This window comes from Methyloceanibacter caenitepidi, from assembly GCF_000828475.1.
In the GTDB taxonomy this organism is placed as follows: Bacteria; Pseudomonadota; Alphaproteobacteria; order Rhizobiales; family Methyloligellaceae; genus Methyloceanibacter; species Methyloceanibacter caenitepidi.
Genome location: NZ_AP014648.1, coordinates 3,128,374 through 3,145,832, shown reverse-complemented (window position 1 = coordinate 3,145,832; position 17,459 = coordinate 3,128,374). Strand labels below are relative to the sequence as shown.

13 protein-coding genes and 1 riboswitch are annotated in these 17,459 nt (G+C 63.5%); all 13 genes read left to right on the top strand.

The genetic code is table 11. From position 1 onward, the window contains the following. Positions 1-269: 269 nt before the first annotated feature. Entirely contained in the window at positions 270-1,592 is a 1,323-nt protein-coding gene (locus GL4_RS15100; protein WP_045368730.1) for an FAD-dependent oxidoreductase, read from the top strand. After that, positions 1,589-3,577 (top strand): terpene cyclase/mutase family protein, encoded by a 1,989-nt coding sequence (locus tag GL4_RS15095; protein WP_045368728.1) that lies wholly within the window; start codon positions 1,589-1,591, stop codon positions 3,575-3,577. The genes GL4_RS15100 and GL4_RS15095 overlap by 4 nt, the downstream gene beginning before the upstream one ends. Continuing rightward, complete coding sequence (locus GL4_RS15090; protein ID WP_045368726.1) at positions 3,574-5,874, top strand: efflux RND transporter permease subunit; 2,301 nt, start codon at positions 3,574-3,576, stop codon at positions 5,872-5,874. The genes GL4_RS15095 and GL4_RS15090 overlap by 4 nt, the downstream gene beginning before the upstream one ends. A gap of 26 nt (positions 5,875-5,900) precedes the next feature. Then, complete coding sequence (locus GL4_RS15085) at positions 5,901-6,290, top strand: DUF2147 domain-containing protein (protein WP_156137643.1); 390 nt, start codon at positions 5,901-5,903, stop codon at positions 6,288-6,290. Between the two features lie 298 nt (positions 6,291-6,588). Next, complete coding sequence (locus tag GL4_RS15080) at positions 6,589-7,620, top strand: phytoene/squalene synthase family protein (RefSeq protein ID WP_045368722.1); 1,032 nt, start codon at positions 6,589-6,591, stop codon at positions 7,618-7,620. A gap of 73 nt (positions 7,621-7,693) precedes the next feature. Beyond that, complete coding sequence (idi, locus tag GL4_RS15075) at positions 7,694-8,233, top strand: isopentenyl-diphosphate Delta-isomerase (RefSeq protein ID WP_045368721.1); 540 nt, start codon at positions 7,694-7,696, stop codon at positions 8,231-8,233. A gap of 110 nt (positions 8,234-8,343) precedes the next feature. Further along, complete coding sequence (locus GL4_RS15070; RefSeq protein ID WP_045368719.1) at positions 8,344-8,751, top strand: hypothetical protein; 408 nt, start codon at positions 8,344-8,346, stop codon at positions 8,749-8,751. Positions 8,752-8,876: 125 nt separating this feature from the next. Beyond that, positions 8,877-10,133, top strand: a complete 1,257-nt coding sequence (locus GL4_RS15065) for an efflux RND transporter periplasmic adaptor subunit (protein ID WP_052464665.1) — start codon at positions 8,877-8,879, stop codon at positions 10,131-10,133. After that, positions 10,130-13,294 carry an efflux RND transporter permease subunit gene (locus tag GL4_RS15060; RefSeq protein ID WP_045368718.1) on the top strand — a complete coding sequence of 1,055 codons (3,165 nt, stop codon included), beginning with the start codon at positions 10,130-10,132 and terminating at the stop codon, positions 13,292-13,294. The genes GL4_RS15065 and GL4_RS15060 overlap by 4 nt, the downstream gene beginning before the upstream one ends. 94 nt (positions 13,295-13,388) lie before the next feature. Beyond that, the gene (locus GL4_RS15055; RefSeq protein ID WP_172653379.1) at positions 13,389-14,867 is read left to right on the top strand and encodes an OmpA family protein; all 1,479 of its coding nucleotides are present in this window, start codon (positions 13,389-13,391) and stop codon (positions 14,865-14,867) included. Between the two features lie 33 nt (positions 14,868-14,900). Beyond that, the gene (locus GL4_RS15050) at positions 14,901-15,533 is read left to right on the top strand and encodes a hypothetical protein (RefSeq protein WP_045368713.1); all 633 of its coding nucleotides are present in this window, start codon (positions 14,901-14,903) and stop codon (positions 15,531-15,533) included. 43 nt (positions 15,534-15,576) lie between these two features. Then, a riboswitch (cobalamin riboswitch) is annotated at positions 15,577-15,801 on the top strand. A 40-nt stretch (positions 15,802-15,841) separates the two neighbouring features. After that, complete coding sequence (locus GL4_RS15045; protein ID WP_045368712.1) at positions 15,842-16,519, top strand: energy-coupling factor ABC transporter permease; 678 nt, start codon at positions 15,842-15,844, stop codon at positions 16,517-16,519. A gap of 220 nt (positions 16,520-16,739) precedes the next feature. Beyond that, positions 16,740-17,432, top strand: coding sequence for a pyridoxamine 5'-phosphate oxidase family protein (locus tag GL4_RS15040; protein ID WP_045368710.1), 693 nt, complete (start codon positions 16,740-16,742; stop codon positions 17,430-17,432). The last annotated feature ends 27 nt before the right edge of the window (positions 17,433-17,459 follow it).

Sequence of the window (17,459 nt, the reverse complement as noted above, 5' to 3'; positions counted from 1 at the left end):
TGACCAGTCGCCGTCGCCTCGTACCGGTCATTCAGGATGTGGGAAGGTGGCATCTGCTTGCCACAGTTCGGAAGTACGAGCGTTATGCGATTGCGGATCACCTAGCCTGCTGAGGCCGTTCCGTTTTCGCGGGTTGGCGGGATGGCCAAGTCGGCCCCAACCCGTTACGATTCATATGAGAGTCCGGCTCGGCGATCGTGTCGGCGCTGGACAGGACAGGGCGGATTCCCGCCTGTCTTTGCGTGCTTACGACAGCCGGTGGAACCCAGGTGCGAACGGATCATGACGTTGCGGTGATTGGTGCGGGTCCGATCGGATGCGCCGCGGCCATCGCGTTTGCCCAGCGCGGGGAGACCGTCCTGCTCCTCGAGGCCAACCCGCGCGCTTCTGAGAGATTCGCGGGCGAGTGGATCCACCCGTCCGGCGTCAGGATCCTCGAGAAGCTTGGACTAAGTGATCTTGCGGCGCTGACGGAGAACGGACCGCGGCGGGGTTTCGTCGCCCATCCCGGCGACGGCTCGGAACCGATTGTCTTGTCCTATCCGGACGGCATGACGGGCGTCAGCTTCGAGCATCACAAGCTCGTTGACGAACTGCGCCGAAGGGCCGTCTCGATGCCCGAGATCGACTATGTCGCGCCGGCGAAGCTGAGCAAGCTCGAGCCGGCGCCGGCCTATGTGGACGGAGATACGGGCGCAGAGATTGCGATCAAAGCGAAGCGGATCGTGGCGGCCGACGGCCGCCGCTCGGGAACGCGCCGTCTTCTCGGTCTGCCCGACGGTTCGGTCGGCATCTCCTTCATGGCCGGTATCGTTCTCGACGACGTGGAACTGCCCGTTGAAGGCTATGGCCACGTCCTGAGCGGTCTGGCCGGCCCCATCCTGTCGTACCGGATCGGCGCTAATCAGGTGCGTTTGTGTCTCGACGTGCCCGCATCGGCGACGGAGCTCCGGCACGATACGAACGCGCTCTATGCGGCGGTCGCGCCGGCGCTGCCGGCGCCGATGGCAACGGCGCTTGCCGTGTCCTTGAAGACCCGTAAGCCCGCCTGGATGGAAACGCGGTTTCAGACCCGGACCGCCTACGGGCGCGGCAACGTGGCGTTGGTCGGCGACGCGGTCGGCTGTACCCATCCGCTCACGGCGGTCGGCATTTCGCTGGGGTTGAAGGACGTGGAGGCCTTGGTCGAAAGCGCCGATACGGCGGACTACGCGCGTCGGCAGAAAGCGCGAGCGCGGGTGCCGGAGATGCTTTCGAACGCGCTCTATCAGGTCTTTTCCGATCCCCGGTACGATGCCCGCGCCATCCGGCAATCGATGTTCGATACGTGGCGCACGAGCGCCGCAGAGCGCCGCCGCACGATGGCCCTGCTCGCCGCGACGGATGTGCGCGGGAGTACGTTCGCGACGTCGTTCTTCAGGATCGGTTTCCGCGCCGCACGCAAGACGGTCGGTACGGAGATGCGCGAGGGGCACTGGAGCCGCACGCGGCAAACACTGGCGCGGTTCGCGTCGTGGAGCACGTGGCCGATCGCCGGTCTACTTCCGGGCTACCGGAAGATACCGGCCCATCTCAAGGCCGCGGGACATTGAACCACTGGGCGGCGCAGAAGGACCTGTCGCAGGCCGTCGATCTGGCGCGGCGGCACCTGCAGGACACGCAAGCGCCCGACGGGAGCTGGCACGGCGACTACGGCGGACCTGTGTTCCTGCTGCCGACCCTGATCGTCGCGACGCATATCGTCGGCGAGCCGTTCGATCCCGAGACCGAGCAGGACTTCATCCGCTTCTTCAAGCATCACCAGAATGCCGATGGCGGCTGGCCGCTCCACATCCAAGGCGAGAGCTACGCCTATGCCACGGCTCTGTGCTACGTGGCGCAGCGGCTGCTGGGCGTCCCGGCGGACGATCCCGGTTTGGAGCGCGCGCGCGTCTGGCTGCTTGAGCGCGGCGGCGCGGCCAACCTGCCACCATGGGGCAAGTTCCTGCTCGCGCTCCTCAATCTGTACGACTACGACGGCGTCATGCCCGTTCCGCCGGAGCTATGGCTTCTCCCGACGTGGCTGCCCGCCCATCCGTCCCGCTTCTGGTGCCATAGCCGCATGATCTTTTTGCCCATGAGCTATCTCTACGGGATCAGGGCTCAGGCGCCGTTGACGCCGGTCGTGCGCGCGCTGCGCGACGAGATCTTTTGCGAGCCCTACGAGGCATTGGACTTCCGCGGCAGCCAGATGCAGTGCGCGGCCGGTGACATCTACGCCCCGCTGTCGCGGGGCTACCGCCTTCTGAACGGTCTGCTGAACGGCTACGAGGCCATCGCCGGCGAGCGCTTGCGGGCCCGGGCGACCGACTTCGTATTGGATCAAGTCCGCCAGGAGGACGAGAACACGAACAATATTTGCATCGGGCCCATCAACAAGGTGCTCAACATGCTGTGTTGGCACTTTGCCGAGCCTGACGGGAAACGCGTCGCCGCACATCGGCGGCAGCTGCCGGAGTATCTGTGGAAGGGGGAGCACGGCACGCATATGCAGGGCTACAATTCCTCGCGGCTTTGGGACACTGCCTTCGCTGTGCAAGCCATCTGCGCGTCCGGCCGCGCCGGAACTGCGAAGCCCATGCTGGAGTTGGCCCATGCCTATATCGAAGCAAACCAGGTGCTCGAAGACACGCCGGACCGGGAGCGCTATTTCCGCGATCCATCCCAGGGCGGCTGGCCGTTCTCGAACCGGACGCACGGCTGGCCGATTTCGGACTGCACCGCGGAGGGTTTGAAAGCCGCGATCGCGTTGCGCGCCATTGTCGACGAGCCCATCCACGATGAGCGCCTCGACGATGCGGCTGAGTTGATCCTCGGCTGGCAGAATGCCGATGGAGGCTGGCCAACCTACGAAAAGGCGCGGACGCCATCGTGGATGGAAGCGCTGAACCCGTCGCTGGTCTTCGCCGACATCATGGTGGATCACTCCTATGTAGAGTGCACGTCGGCCTGCGTGCAGGCGCTCATCCGGTATCGCGACCAAGGCGTCGATCCGGCGCGTGCCCAGTGCATTGATAAGGCGATCGCGCGTGGCCGCGATTTTCTGCTGGCGCGGCAGCGTGACGACGGCGCTTGGATGGGCGCCTGGGGCATCTGCTTCACCTACGGGACCTGGTTCGCGGTCTCGGCCCTGCGGGCGGCCGGGCTGCCCGCCGATAGCGCCGCCCTTCGCCGGGCCGCGGCGTTTCTCGTCTCGCATCAGTTGCCCGATGGCGGCTGGGGCGAGACCATTGAAAGCTGCCGGCGCGGGACGTATGCGAGCACCCCGGAGGGCCAGGTCGTGATGACGTCGTGGGCCGTGCTCAGCCTGCTTCAGACCGAGATGGCCGACAGCGAGCCGGTACGCGCCGGACTGCGCTTCCTACAGGACCGGCAGCGCGCCGACGGCAGTTGGCCAGATGAGGCCATCGCCGGTGTGTTCAATCGCACCTGCGCGATCACCTACGACAATTACCGCAAGATTTTCGGACTGTGGGCGTTGGGCGCCGCGGATGTGCGCGTCAACGCGGACATGACCGTCCAGGGATTGCCGCGATGACGGCGGGCTTCGGCATCGAAAAGCTGGGACTGCTGGCGCAGCGCTTCCCGCGAATCACTCTGCTGATTGTCGCCGTGCTGACCATTCCGCTGGCCTTTGCCGCTGCAAAGGTCGAGTTCTCCAGCGACATTCGCGAGATCTTCCGTTCCGGGACGGAGGAGTTCCGCAATCTCCAAATGGTGGAGAAGCAGTATCCGCAGACCGGGGAGGATGTGCTGCTGCTGGTGCAGGCGCCGGATCTCTTCAGCCGCAAAAATCTCGAGCATCTGCGCGACCTCCACCTGAACCTTCACTTCGCCGAAGGCGTGAAACACGTCACGTCGATGTTTTCGGCGCACGACGCGCCGGATGCCTCAGGTAATGCCGAGGCGGTCTTCCCGATGGAACTCGACGGCGTGGATATTCTGAACTTGCGCGACACGCTGCTGGCCCACCCCTTTGTTTCCGGCAAGCTTCTATCGGCGGATGCGACGACGGCGCTGTTCGTGGTCGCGATCGAGCCCCGGCCGAAAATCGACGATCTTCGCGTCGTCGCGGACGATATGCGGCAGGTGACCGACGAAGCGCTGGCGGGCACGGACATGAAGCCCGAGCTCAGCGGCGTAGCGTTCTTCCGTCTCGAGATCGTCGGCGCCTTGATCCGCGATCAGCGTCTCCTGATCGGGGCGGGCTTCGCGGTGTCGCTTATTATCTGCCTACTGTTCTTCCGCAGCCCCATCTACGCCTTGCTCGCCGGCGTGCCGGCAGGCATCGCGGTTCTGTGGACCCTGGGGATCACGGAGTTGCGCGGGCAGGAGATCACCGTGCTGACAGGCGTGGTGCCGGGGCTGGTCACAGTGCTGGTCTTTGCAAGCTCGCTGCATCTGCTGTTCGGCATCAAACGCAAAGTTGTTGCGGGGGAGGGCGCGCGCGAGGCGATCGTATCGTCCGTGCGGGACATCGGCCCGGCTTGCGTCCTCGCAGCGATGACGACCGCAATCGCACTGCTGTCCCTTACGCTTGTGCCGCATACGCTTGTGTCCGGCTTCGGTCTCACCGCCGCCATCGGCACGGCCGTCGCCTTCCTGACGACGATCACGGTCCTTCCGGCGCTGGGGACGCTGCTCCTGGGCCGGCGCGGGAGAAAGGAAAATTCGGATCGTACACTCGACCGCATCTTCACAGCCACGAGCGCGATCTGCAGGCGGTTGGGCCGCACCATACTCGGCAACCCCACCGCCTTTCTTGTCGCCGGGCTCATCGTTGCGATCGGTGCAGGCATTCTCTACGCCACAATCAGCCCAAGCTATCAGTACAGGGACTATTTGCCGGCCAACAGCCAGTCTTCGCGGGTCATGGACGTGGTCGACAAAGAGTTTGGCGGTACCGAGGCCATCCTCCTCCATATCCAATGGCCGAAAGACAAGCCTCTCGATCCTGCGCAGGTTCTTGCCGTGGTCGGGGACGCGCATGAGACCCTGGAGACGCTGCCACTCGTGACGCGCGCGGTGTCCCTGCACAGCATCGAATCCTGGATGCTGGAGGGCGGCCTCAAGCAGGAGCAAGTCCTGGACTTCCTGGAGGAGTCGCAGTCGCCGTTCGTGGAGCGCATGATGTCGGTGGACGAGCATTCGGCGCTGGTGTCCGGCTATTTTCCAGCGGTGGACGCCTCCGAACTCGTGCCCGTTCTAGACGCGCTCGAGACCGATCTCGAAGCGTTGCGGGCGGCGCATCCGGGCGTGCGTTTCATCGCCACCGGGATCGCCCCTCATTCCGCGCGGGCCAGCTACGACATGATCGTCGAGCTCAACCGCAGTCTGTTGATCGCAATCGGGCTCAATATTCTCCTGATCGGCCTCGTCTTCTGGTCGTTGCGAGCAGGGCTCTACAGCATGGTGACCAACGTCCTGCCCATCGCCGTTGCCGGTGCAATCCTCCATCTCACGGGCGCAGGCCTGCAATTCACCTGTGTGGTCGCTTTCACCATCGGTTTCGGCATCGCGGTGGACAATGCCATTCACATCCTGAACTACTATCGTTTGATGCGGACCAACGGCGAAGCCGTGACGCCGGCCCTCGAGGAGACCATCGCCACTATCGGTCCGGCGCTTGCCGTCGGGTGCCTGGTGTTGATCGTCGGGTTTGGAGGCACGGTTCTCAGCGAGCTTCCCAGCCTGCGCCTGTTTGGAGAAGTCGTGATAATGCTTTTGGCAACGGCGCTGCTGGCGAACCTTTTGGTACTGCCGGCGTTGATCGCGTTTGTTGAAGGGCGGGCCTGGCGGACGGGCGCGCCGAGGCCGACGGTCAAAAGCAGCTAGGCAAGATGCTGCCAGGGAGGATCTTAATGAGAAGCCTGATATCGCTATGCGCCGTACTGTTGGCGGCGACGGTCTCGCCCCTCCAGGCGGAACCACTGCCGCTAGAAGGGACGTGGAGCGGCAGCGGCACGATGCAGGCCATGGACAATCCGCCCCAGAAGCTGACGTGCCGCATCAAGTACAAGCGCGAGACCGAGAAGGTCTACAAACTCGCAGCGAAATGCGTGACCATCTCTACGGCGATCAACCAGACCGGTCAGCTATTGAAGGTCAATCCGGGGGTGTATGTCGGGGAATTCCATGTCGCCTCCTACGATATCTCCGGACGCGTGCGGGTCGTTATCGACGAAGATGTCCAGACCATGTCGTTCAAGAGTTCCCGCGCCAATGGAAGCGTCACCCTGACAAAGTCGTGAACCGGCGGGGTGGCCTGTGTGTTAGGATGAGGCGGTATCCAGCCGCTCGTGGCTTTGTGGGCGTGACCTGAGGGATTTCAATCGCCGCCGACGGCAATTCCAGGCGTTTTGCGCGGGCTTTCTGTGCATGAAATCGGGCAGCAGCCACAATCGTCCAGAGATTGGCGGATATGCTGTCGAGGGCGCCGCGTGATTCCTCGCCTGACGCCTGTGGCTTAGGGCGGCTATCCTGGGTCGGTTGGATCGGCTAACCGGTTTTCGAAGCGGCGTGTCAAAATTGTGGGGGCTTAGAGCAAACGTGTTGGATCGGACAGTCGGCAATGAAGAGCTTCCGCTACTGCTGGTGCCCCAGCTGTCGCGCACCTTCGCGCTGACGATTCCAAAACTGCCATCGGATCTGCGGTCTACGGTGGGGACCGCTTACCTGCTATGCCGCGCCGCGGACACGATCGAGGATTCTCAGCTTCCGGATTGCGACCGGAAGATCGCTCAACTCGACCTGTTCCTTGCTGGGGTCGAACGCACGGAGTCCTGGGATGAGGTTTCCAGGCGCCTTGCCGCTGATTTGTCGGGAGAAGTGGGCCCGGAGGAGCTCGAGCTCATCGAGAGTCTGCCCGGCCTGATCGATATCCTGAAGACCCGTCCTGTAAGACAGCAGGAAGCCGTTCGCACCTGTCTCAAGAAGATGGCGTCGGGCATGAAGTCCTTCGTCAACCGTCCGACAGGGCTGGCCGACATGGCCGAGCTGGACGACTATTGCTATGTGGTGGCAGGCGTCGTCGGCGAGATGCTCACCGAGCTTTTCTGCGACCATGCTGCGGACATCGACGCGCACCGGGAGAAGCTCGAGAAGCTCGCCGCGAGCTTTGGCCAAGGTCTGCAGATGACGAACATTCTGAAAGACATCTGGGATGACCGCCGGCAAGGGCGCTGCTACCTGCCGCAAAGCCTCTTCTGTTCAGCGAGCCTGGATCTGCGCGATCTCGACGGCGCCGCACGAAAGCCCGCTTTCCGGCCGACGATCCACCGGCTTGCAAGGATTGCGCTGGACCATTTGGCCAATGCCGTCGACTACACGCTGACGATACCGCGCCGGCACACCGGCATTCGGCAATTCTGCTTGCTTGCCATCGGTATGGCCTATGCCACCCTCAATCGTATCGTGCAGGTGTTGCAGTTCTCGTCGGACTATCGGCCGAAAATCTCACGTTCGACGGTCAAGAGCGTGATGCTTGCGGCGCCGGTTATTTGCCGAAGCGATTCGCTGACGCGCTGGACCATGTCCGGCATGGCCAGCCTGTGCGAGGCGAATGCCATTCGCCAGTCCTGACGGAGCGGAGGCGACCGCGCCCTCGATTTCTCGGGCCCTTGACAGTGTCCTGCCGATTCAAGAGTTTTGCGCCATGCAGACTTTGGAGAAAGTCATTCTCGTTGACGATTCCGATCGCCAGATCGGCACCGGCGAGAAGCACGAGGTGCACAGACAGGGCTCTCTGCACCGCGCATTCTCGGTGATCATCTGGGACGATGCAGACCGGATGCTGCTGCAGCAGCGAAGTTCCGAGAAGTACCATTCCGGCGGTCTTTGGACCAACGCCTGCTGCGGGCACCCGCGCCCCGGCGAGGCGTCCGATGCAGCCGCACGGCGGCGTTTGCAACAGGAAATGGGATTTGTCTGCCCGTTGGAGGGGCTCGGTACGATCCGCTACCGGGCGGAACTCGACCACGACATGATCGAACACGAAATTGTCCACGTCTTTCACGGCGTCCATGACGGAGCAATCGTGCCGAACCCGGACGAGGCTCAGGCCTATCGCTGGGCGGCCGTGGACGACGTCCAGGCCGATGCATTGGTCGCGCCCGAGCGATACACCGCCTGGTTCCGCAAATATCTGATGGCCGAATGGCCGGTCAGGCGCGCCGTGCCGGAGACTTCTGGCTGAACGGTGTTGTCTGGTGGCGCCAAGCACCGACACCCAGAAAGGCGCCCTTAACCAACCTCACGGCCTCGTCACTTGACGTAAGGAGCGGCCAGGACGAAATTCAGGTGCATATGGCCGAGTTCAGAACCATCGTTACGGCTCTCATCGTATGCGCGCTCGCGGTCTTGCCTGCGACAAGCGCCAGCGCGGCCATGCGCATGGCCGCCACGATGGGATCGCCTGCATCCGTCGAACATGACGGGGGCGAGCCGGCATCGATGCATGGCGACTGCGAGAACCATGCGGCGATGGCATCGGTCGAAACGGACGCTGCGTCCGCGCCGACAGCGGACGATCGCGGTCGATGCCCCGATAGTGGCTGCTCCAAGTGCCTTTGTCTCGGTCTTGCCGTGACCGGTGTGCTGTCGATCGGACCCGCCACGCCGTCCTTTGCCTTTGCAGCCATCCCCACCGGCTGGGCAACGCCGAGCCTGCAGGCGCCCGCCATTCGCCTGCCGTCGCCGCCTCCACGCGTCTAACTCTCCACAGCACCAACCGCACGCCCGCTCCGCGCCCGGAATCCGCCTGCGCGTGAGCCCGTGCAACGAGGTCCTCTGCAATTGAACCGCGGGGACGACGCAACGAATTATTGGAGAGGCGCATCATGACGCGTCTGACGAACGCCGCGATGCTTGCGGCGGGACTCCTGGCAGGAGCCGGGAGTGCCTATTGGTACTTTCACACAACGGCCGGAGAGCACGCCGCGCCGGGCGAGATGGCGATGTCCGCCGGCGCAGGCGACAGCGCCGAGCGCAAAGTGCTCTACTACCGCAACCCGATGGGCCTTCCCGACACCTCGCCGGTGCCGAAGAAGGACTCGATGGGCATGGACTACATTCCGGTCTACGCGGATGAAGAGTCCGACGACGGCACGGTCTCGATCAGTCCGGGCAAGGTGCAGCGCAGCGGCGTGCGCACGGCAAAGGCGGAAAAGCGTGTTGTCTCGCGCGACGTTCGCGCCGCCGGGACCGTGGAGCATGACGAGTCTCTGCTAACCATCGTGACCGTCCGGTCGGACGGCTATATCGAGGATTTGTTCGTCGACAAGACCGGCCAAGAAGTGAAGAAGGGGGAACCTCTCTTCCGCTTCTACAGTCCGCAAATTCAGCTCGCCCAGGCGGACCTTCTCGTCGCCTTGCGCGCGCAAGGACGCGGCCGCCGCGATCTCGATGGTGCCATCCAGAAGATGCGCAATCTCGGCGTGCCCCAGAGCCGTATCGACGAGGTGCTGCAGTCCAAGGACAACCCGCGCACCCTCGATTGGCCGTCGCCCGCGACGGGAGACGTGACCTCCAAGAGCGCCATTAACGGTCAATTCGTCGAGGCGGGCGAGGAACTGTTCCGCATCGCCGATCACACGCGCATGTGGGTGATTGCGGAGGTCGCCGAAGCGGATATCGGCGACATCGCAACCGGGACGCCGGTGACCGTCACCTTGCGCGCCTTTCCCAACGATCCCATCGAGGCGAAAGTCGGGTTCATCTACCCGGAGATGCGGAAGCTCGAGACGCGGACGATCCCGGTTCGGATCGTGTTGCCCAACGAGGACGGGCATATCAGACCCGGCATGTACGCTGACGTCGTGTTTCACCCCGGCGAGAAGACGAGCCCGGTCACCGCCGTTCCTGCAAGCGCCGTGATCGATAGCGGGACCAGAAAGACGGTCCTGATCGCCAAGGGCGACGGGAAATTCGAGCCGCGCGCGGTAAAGATCGGGCGGCGCGGCGACGGCTATGTCGAAGTTCTCGATGGACTCGCCGATGGGGACGAAGTCGTCACTTCCGCAACCTTTCTGATCGACTCCGAAAGCAATCTCAAAGCGGCACTTCGCAACCTCGAGACTGAGGAGGCGGGACAATGATCGCTGGCATCATCCGCTGGTCGGCGCGCAACGTCGTCCTGGTGAGCATCGCCACTGCGTTTGTGACGCTGCTCGGTCTCTATGCGGTTCAGAAGGTGCCGCTGGATGCGATCCCCGATCTGTCCGACGTGCAGGTGATCGTCTACACCGAGTATCCGGGGCAGGCGCCGCAGGTCGTGGAGGATCAGGTCACCTATCCGCTGACCACCGCCATGTTGACCGTGCCCAAGGCGCGCACCGTGCGCGGGTTCTCGTTCTTCGGCGTGTCGTTCGTCTATGTGATCTTCGACGACGGCACCGACGTCTACTGGGCGCGCTCGCGGGTCATGGAATCGCTGAGCGCGGCCGCCGGGGATCTGCCCGCCGACGTAACGCCGGAGCTCGGCCCGGACGCGACGGGCGTTGGCTGGGTCTACCAATATGTCCTGAAAGGCGGCGATCAAAGTCTGGCCGACCTGCGGACCCTCCAAGACTGGTATGTCCGCTACGGCTTATCCCAGGCGTCCGGCGTCGCCGAGGTCGCGAGCGTTGGCGGCTTCGTCAAACAATACAGCGTCGTCGTCGATCCGCGCCGGCTGCAGGCACTCGGCATCCCGTTGTCCAAGGTCACAAGCGCCATCCGCGACAGCAACATGGATGTCGGCGGGCGCACGCTCGAACTGTCCGAGCGAGAATACATGGTGCGCGGCCGCGGCTACATCACGAGCCTTGAGGACATCGAGTCCATCGTGCTGAAGAACGACACGGGCGTTCCGGTCCTCCTCAAAGATGTCGCGCGCGTCGAACTGGTTCCGGACGAACGCCGGGGTCTGTCCGAAGTGAACGGCAATGGCGAAGCCGTCTCGGGGATCGTTCTGCAGCGCTACGGCGAGAACGCTTTGTCCGTCATCGACAGTGTGAAGAAGCGTCTTGCTCAGATCGCGCCCAGCCTTCCGGAGGGCGTGAGCGTCGAGACCGTCTATGACCGGTCGGCCCTGATCTATCGGGCCATCGATACGCTGAAGCGCACGCTCATCGAGGAAAGCCTCATCGTGGCTTTGGTCTGCGTGATCTTTCTCATGCACGCGCGCAGTGCGCTCGTGGCGATCATCACGCTGCCGTTGGGCGTCCTGATGGCATATATCTGCATGTGGGCCTTGGGCCTGTCCTCGAACATCATGAGTCTCGGCGGTATCGCCATTGCCATCGGCGCCATGGTGGACGCCTCGATCGTTATGATCGAGAACGCGCACAAGCGGCTCGAGCACGCGCCACCTGGCGAGTCCCGCAGCGAGACCATCATCGAGGCCGCGGTCGAAGTCGGGCCCGCGCTCTTCTTCAGCCTGCTGATCATAACGGTTTCGTTCTTGCCGATCTTCGCGCTAGAGGCGCAAGAAGGGCGTTTGTTCAAGCCGCTGGCCTACACAAAAACGTTCTCCATGGCGGCAGCCGCGCTTCTGTCGATCTTCGTGGTGCCAGCGCTGATGATCTTGTTCGTGAGGGGGCGGATTATTCCCGAGCACAAGAATCCGCTGAATCGGGCGCTGATCTGGATCTACCGGCCCGTTATCGAATTCGTCCTGCGCTTCAGGGTCCTTGCCGTCGTGGTCGCTATCGCCGCGCTCGGGGTGACTGTCTGGCCCGCATCGAAGATCGGCAGCGAGTTCATGCCGGCCCTCAACGAGGGCACGCTGTTCTATATGCCGACGACGTTGCCCGGCGTCTCGGTCACAGAGGCGGGCAAGTTGCTGCAGACCCAGAACAAGATCATCAAGAGCTTTCCGGAAGTGGAGTCCGTGTGGGGCAAGGCAGGGCGCGCAGCGACGGCCACTGACCCGGCCCCTATGGAAATGTTCGAGACGGTCATCAACCTGAAGCCGGAAAGCGAATGGCGCGACGGCATGACCATCGATGCACTGACGGCCGAGATGGATAAGGCGCTGCAGTTTCCGGGTGTTTCGAATTCCTGGACCATGCCGATCAAGGCGCGCACCGACATGCTGTCGACCGGCATCCGGACGCCGGTCGGTATCAAGGTGATCGGGCGCGATCTCGGTGAGATGGAAGATCTCGCCCGTAAGATCGAGGCGGCGGTGCGGGACGTGCCGGGCACGACGAGTGCCTATGCGGAAAGGGCGACCGGCGGCTATTACATCAACATCGACCCCGACCGCGCGCGGCTTGCCCGCTATGGGCTCATGGTCGGCGATGTGCAGGACGTGATCGCGACGGCGCTGGGCGCGAATGCGGTCACGACGACGGTCGAGGGGCGCGAGCGGTACAAGGTCGCGGTCCGCTATCCGCGCGACTATCGCAACGACCCGCAGGCCATTGCGAACGAAGTGCTGATCCCGACGCCGGCGGGTGGCACCGTGCCCTTGAGCGAGGTCGCGACGGTCACGGTAGCTCAAGGCCCCACGATGATCCGCACGGAGAATGCGCAACTCGCGCTCTACATCTTCGTCGATTTTCGTGACCGGGACATCGGCAGCTACGTTGCGGACGCGCAGAAAGCGGTGGCCGAGACCGTCAACTTCCCGCCGGGCTATTACGTGGCCTGGAGCGGTCAGTTCGAGTATCTGCAGCGCGCCGAAAAACGCTTGCAGATCGTCGTGCCGCTTACTGCGCTCGTGATCTTCGTGCTGCTCTATCTCAATTTCGGCCGGCTGACCGAGACAGTGATCGTCATGTTGTCCGTACCGTTTGCCCTGGTCGGCGGCGTTTGGTTCATGTGGTGGCTCGATTTCAATTTCTCGGTGGCCGCCGTTACCGGCTTTATCGCTCTGGCCGGCGTCGCCGCCGAGACGGGAGTCGTGATGCTGATCTATCTCGAGAACGCGCTGAAGGAGCGGATGGCCGCTTGCGAAGATGAGGGCAGACCGTTTGGACCGGGCGATCTCCACGCCGCAATCGTTTCCGGCGCGGTGGGCCGCGTGCGCCCCAAGATCATGACCGTGGCCGCGATCATGGCGGGCTTGCTCCCCATACTCTGGGCGCATGGTGCCGGCAGCGAAGTCATGCAGCGGATTGCAGTACCGATGATCGGCGGCATGGCCTCGTCGACGCTTCTTACCTTGGCGGTGATTCCGGCCATCTACAGCCTGGTGAAGGGCTTCGAACTGCGGCGGAAAATGACGAGCCCAAAGTCACACCATTCCGAGGTTGCGTCGCACGGCGTCTAGGCGGCATGTTGTCGGTCGTTGTGTGAGGTCCGGCCAAGGCGTTTGGCGCATTGTTCCCCTCGCAGCGATTTGGGGCCATCGAGGGAGGATGCCGGTGCGGAAGGTCTTGGGAATCTTGGTGCTCGTCTTGGGCGTCGCGGCGCTGTGCTGGTATGGCACCAAGCATCATGCCAAGCGAATCGAGCAGACCGTTGCCGATGGCGCCAACGGGGCCGTCGCCGCATCGGTGCACGGCCTGACGACCACTGTCACGGGCCGCGACATCGAGGTCAACGGCCTCGCCGACAGCGCCGCGGAACAGAAACGGATCCTCGAGACTCTCGATATCGTCCAGGGGCGGCGCGTCGTTCGTGACAAGATCAAGGTTCTTGAGTCGGTCGCTCCCTATACGTTCTCGGCGGTGAAGTCGGACAAAGGCATCACGGTTTCCGGGCATGTGCCGACCGAGGCTGCGCGGGCAGGTATCGCCGTCGTTCTCGATCACGATGCATCGTCGCTGAAACTGGCCTCCGGTGCGCCGGGCGGCTGGACGATGGTCGCGCAGGACGGACTCAGCGCGCTCATCAAGCTCAACAAGGGCACGCTCACCATGAAGGACAAGTCGTTGACCCTAGAGGGCGAGGCGACGACGCCTACCGCCGGGGAGGCGGCGCTGGCCGAACTCAAGGACGTGCCGCCGGGCTATATGGTGGACACGTCGCTCAGCTATCTCGACGACGGCAAGCCGATAGAGTTCGAGCTGGTCTATTCCGCCGCCGATGGGGCATCCGTCAGCGGTAAGCTTCCGGCCGGCCTCACCACCGAGGCCATCGCCGCGGCGCTTGGTCTCGATCAAGTTTCCGGGGAGCCAAGCATCGCGATTTCAGGCGACCCCGAGCCTGCGCTCGCCATTCTTAAGAAGCTCGGCTCTTGGCTGCCCGAGTTCGACTCGCTGAAATTGACGCTCGGTGACTCCGGCAATGCGGCGCTGTCGGGGGGTGACAACGGTTTTCCGTTCGCCGGAAACGCAAGCCCGGGCGCGGATATCGAACTTCTCGAGACGGGTCTGTCAAAGGATCTCGGGGATGCAGTCGCCGTGCGTGTGGAGGCGGCGACCGATCTGCCGCCAGACGGCACAAGCCGCAAGAACGCGGCGACAGGCGAGACCGAGGTGATGACGGCCGGCTATTGGCTGCCGCAAATGGACTTCGTGGCCGGCTACGGTCAGTGCCGCGACAAGGCCAACGCCCTTCTGTCCAAGCGCGACGTCAATTTCGTGACCGGCTCCGCGCGGCTCGACGCGCGCTCCTTGCAGGTCATCAACGCGATGACGGCGCTCGTTATGAAGTGCGTCCAGTCCGGCAATCTGCGCGTGGAGGTCGGTGGCCATACGGACAGCCAGGGCGATAGCGACTTCAACATGGACCTGAGCCAGAAGCGTGCCGACGCGGTCGTCGAAGCCCTCAAGAAGCGCGGCATCCCGGGGGATGCGATCACGGCGGCGGGCTATGGCGACACGAAGCCGCTGGCCGAAAACGACACGGAAGAGGGCCGGGCGGCGAACCGACGCGTCACCTTGGCGTTCACTCAATAAGCGGCCCGGAAGGCCTACAAGGGGGATTGTTCGATGTTCAAGAATTGGGGCTTCCTGCTCGCAGAAATCTGGTTCCTCATCGTGCTCGCAGCCCTTCTGGGACTGTTCGTGGGATGGCTCCTGTGGGGCGGCCGTCGCAAGACCTCCTACAAGAGCTCCGGCGACGAGGCAGGGACATTGCGCGCCCAACTTGAAGATTGCCGCGCGAGCTGCCGGGAGAAGGACGATCTGATCGGTCGCCTCGAGGGGCGGCTCGAAGGCCGCGGAACCTCGAAGGAGGCTCGTCCAGCCACGCCGGCGATGGCTGCGGCCCCTGCCAATCTTGCAGTCATGAATGCACCGGTTGCCGAGCGCGCCAGCGAGGGCGTCAAACCCAAGACGCTCGATGCGCCGCTGGAGGGCAAGGCGGATAACCTGAAGAAAATCAAAGGTGTAGGCCCGAAGCTCGAAAAGCTCTGCAACCGTTTGGGCTTTTGGCATTTCGACCAGATCGCCAATTGGACCGACGCTGAAGTGGCCTGGGTCGACGCCAACCTCGAAGGCTTCAAAGGACGGGTCACGCGCGACGACTGGGTCGCGCAGGCCAAGCTGCTGGCGGAAGGCCGCACGACCGAGTTTTCCAAGCGCGTCGAGGCCGGCGACGTCTACGAGAAAGACAAGAAATAGGAAAAATCAGACCGCACTGCTTGACCGGCGCCCCGAGTCGGCCAAAAGTTCGCCCGCCTATGGTGTCCGGGCGCGGAAACGCGGCCGGATGAAACGGGAATAGGTGGGGCCGTCCGCGGCCCGAAGCCTAGCCGCCCCCGCGACTGTATGCGGTGAGCCGCCTTCCACCGATGTCACTGGCCCAACTGTCACCCAAGGCAAGGGCTGGGAAGACGGAAGCCGGCCGCGACCCGCGAGCCAGGAGACCGGCCATTCGGCAAACGGACCAACCCATGCGCCGTCGGGTGAGACGGCAAAGGAACCACAACATGCATATTGAACCTGGCCTTGTTGCCGACAGTAAGATTTGGCTGAGTTACGCCACCGCCGCCGGCGCAGGCGCCTACGGCCTGAAGCTCGCTTGGGAAGACGTGAAGGAGCGGGGGCCGGTGTCGCTGCTCGCTCGGGCCGCGGGCGCCACATCGCTCGTCTTCTGCTTTTTCGAAGTGTTCCCGCACTACCCGGTCGGGGTCTCCGAGGTTCACCTTATTTTCGGCTCGACGCTGTTCCTGATCTTCGGCGGTGCGCCCGCAGCTATCGGTTTGGCCTTGGGCCTTTTCCTGCAGGGCCTCTTCTTCGCGCCTTTCGACCTGCCGCAATACGGCATGAACGTCACGACGCTGCTAGTGCCGCTGTTCGGTCTGCGCTACCTCGCCGGCAAGGTCATCGAGCCCGGCACGCCCTATGTGGATTTGAAGTACCGTCAAGCTCTGGCGCTTTCGACGGCCTATCAGGCGGGGATCGTCGCCTGGGTGACGTTCTGGGCGCTGTACGGCCATGGCTTCGGCGTTGAGAACGTCCAGTCGATCGCGACCTTCGGCGGCGCCTACATGTTGGTGATCATTGTGGAGCCGCTGGCGGATCTCGCCGTGCTCGCCGGTGCCAAGGCGATCAATGCCTTGCGGGGCAGCGTCCTGGTCGGAGACCGGCTCTACAATCCGGCCTAGTCGGAACTGGCAAAACGACGGTTCAAGACGGCGGTGCGTTCAGTCGCACCGCCGTTTTTTTGCTGTGTGGAGATACGGAACGTCCGGGCGGATAGGCAGCGGGTTTTGCAAAGCCGAGGATTGCCTGCTCTGCTAGAAGGGGACGCTCGTCCAATTAGAGGCGAGCCCGCGAAGGTCTTCGCGGACAACAGCACGAACAACGGCACACGGGAGGGACATCATGGCGACGGAAGAAGACGTATCTATCCCCAATCCGGACGCGTTCTACTCGCCTCAGCAGCGCGCGCTCCAAGACGAGATGCAGAGCCGGCCGCTCGCCAACGCCGTGGTCTTTGCCGTGGTTCGCGACGAGCTTGACCCGGAGATGGCCGGCTTCATCTCCAGCCGCGACTACTTCTTCCTTTCCACGGTAAACGAGGACGGAGAGCCGACGGTCTCATACAAGGGCGGCAATGTGGGCGTCGCCCATGTGGTGGACAACAAGACGATTGTGTTCCCGAGTTACAATGGTAACGGCATGTACTTTTCGGCGGGCAATATCTCCGCCACGGGGAAGGTCGGTATGCTGTTCATCGACATGTGCACGCCCCATCGCGTGAGGGTGCAGGGCACCGCGGCGCTGTCCCAGAACGAAGACCACATGAAGCTCTTTCCCGGCGCCGAGTTCGTGGTCGAGGTCAGGGTCGACAAGGCCTTCATCAATTGCGCCCGCTACATCCACAAGCATGAGCGCGTGGAGGCCACGAACCGCTACGTGCCGGATGCGACGGGAGAGGCGCCGCTGCCCGCCTGGAAGCGGATCGATCTGATTCAGGAGGCTCTTCCTGAAGCCGACGCCGGCCGGGTCGCCGAGAACGGCGGCACAATCACCGAGGACGAGTACAAGCAAAAGGTGATGGACGGGACGTCCTAGGTCTGGCCCTCACGCCCTAAATTGACA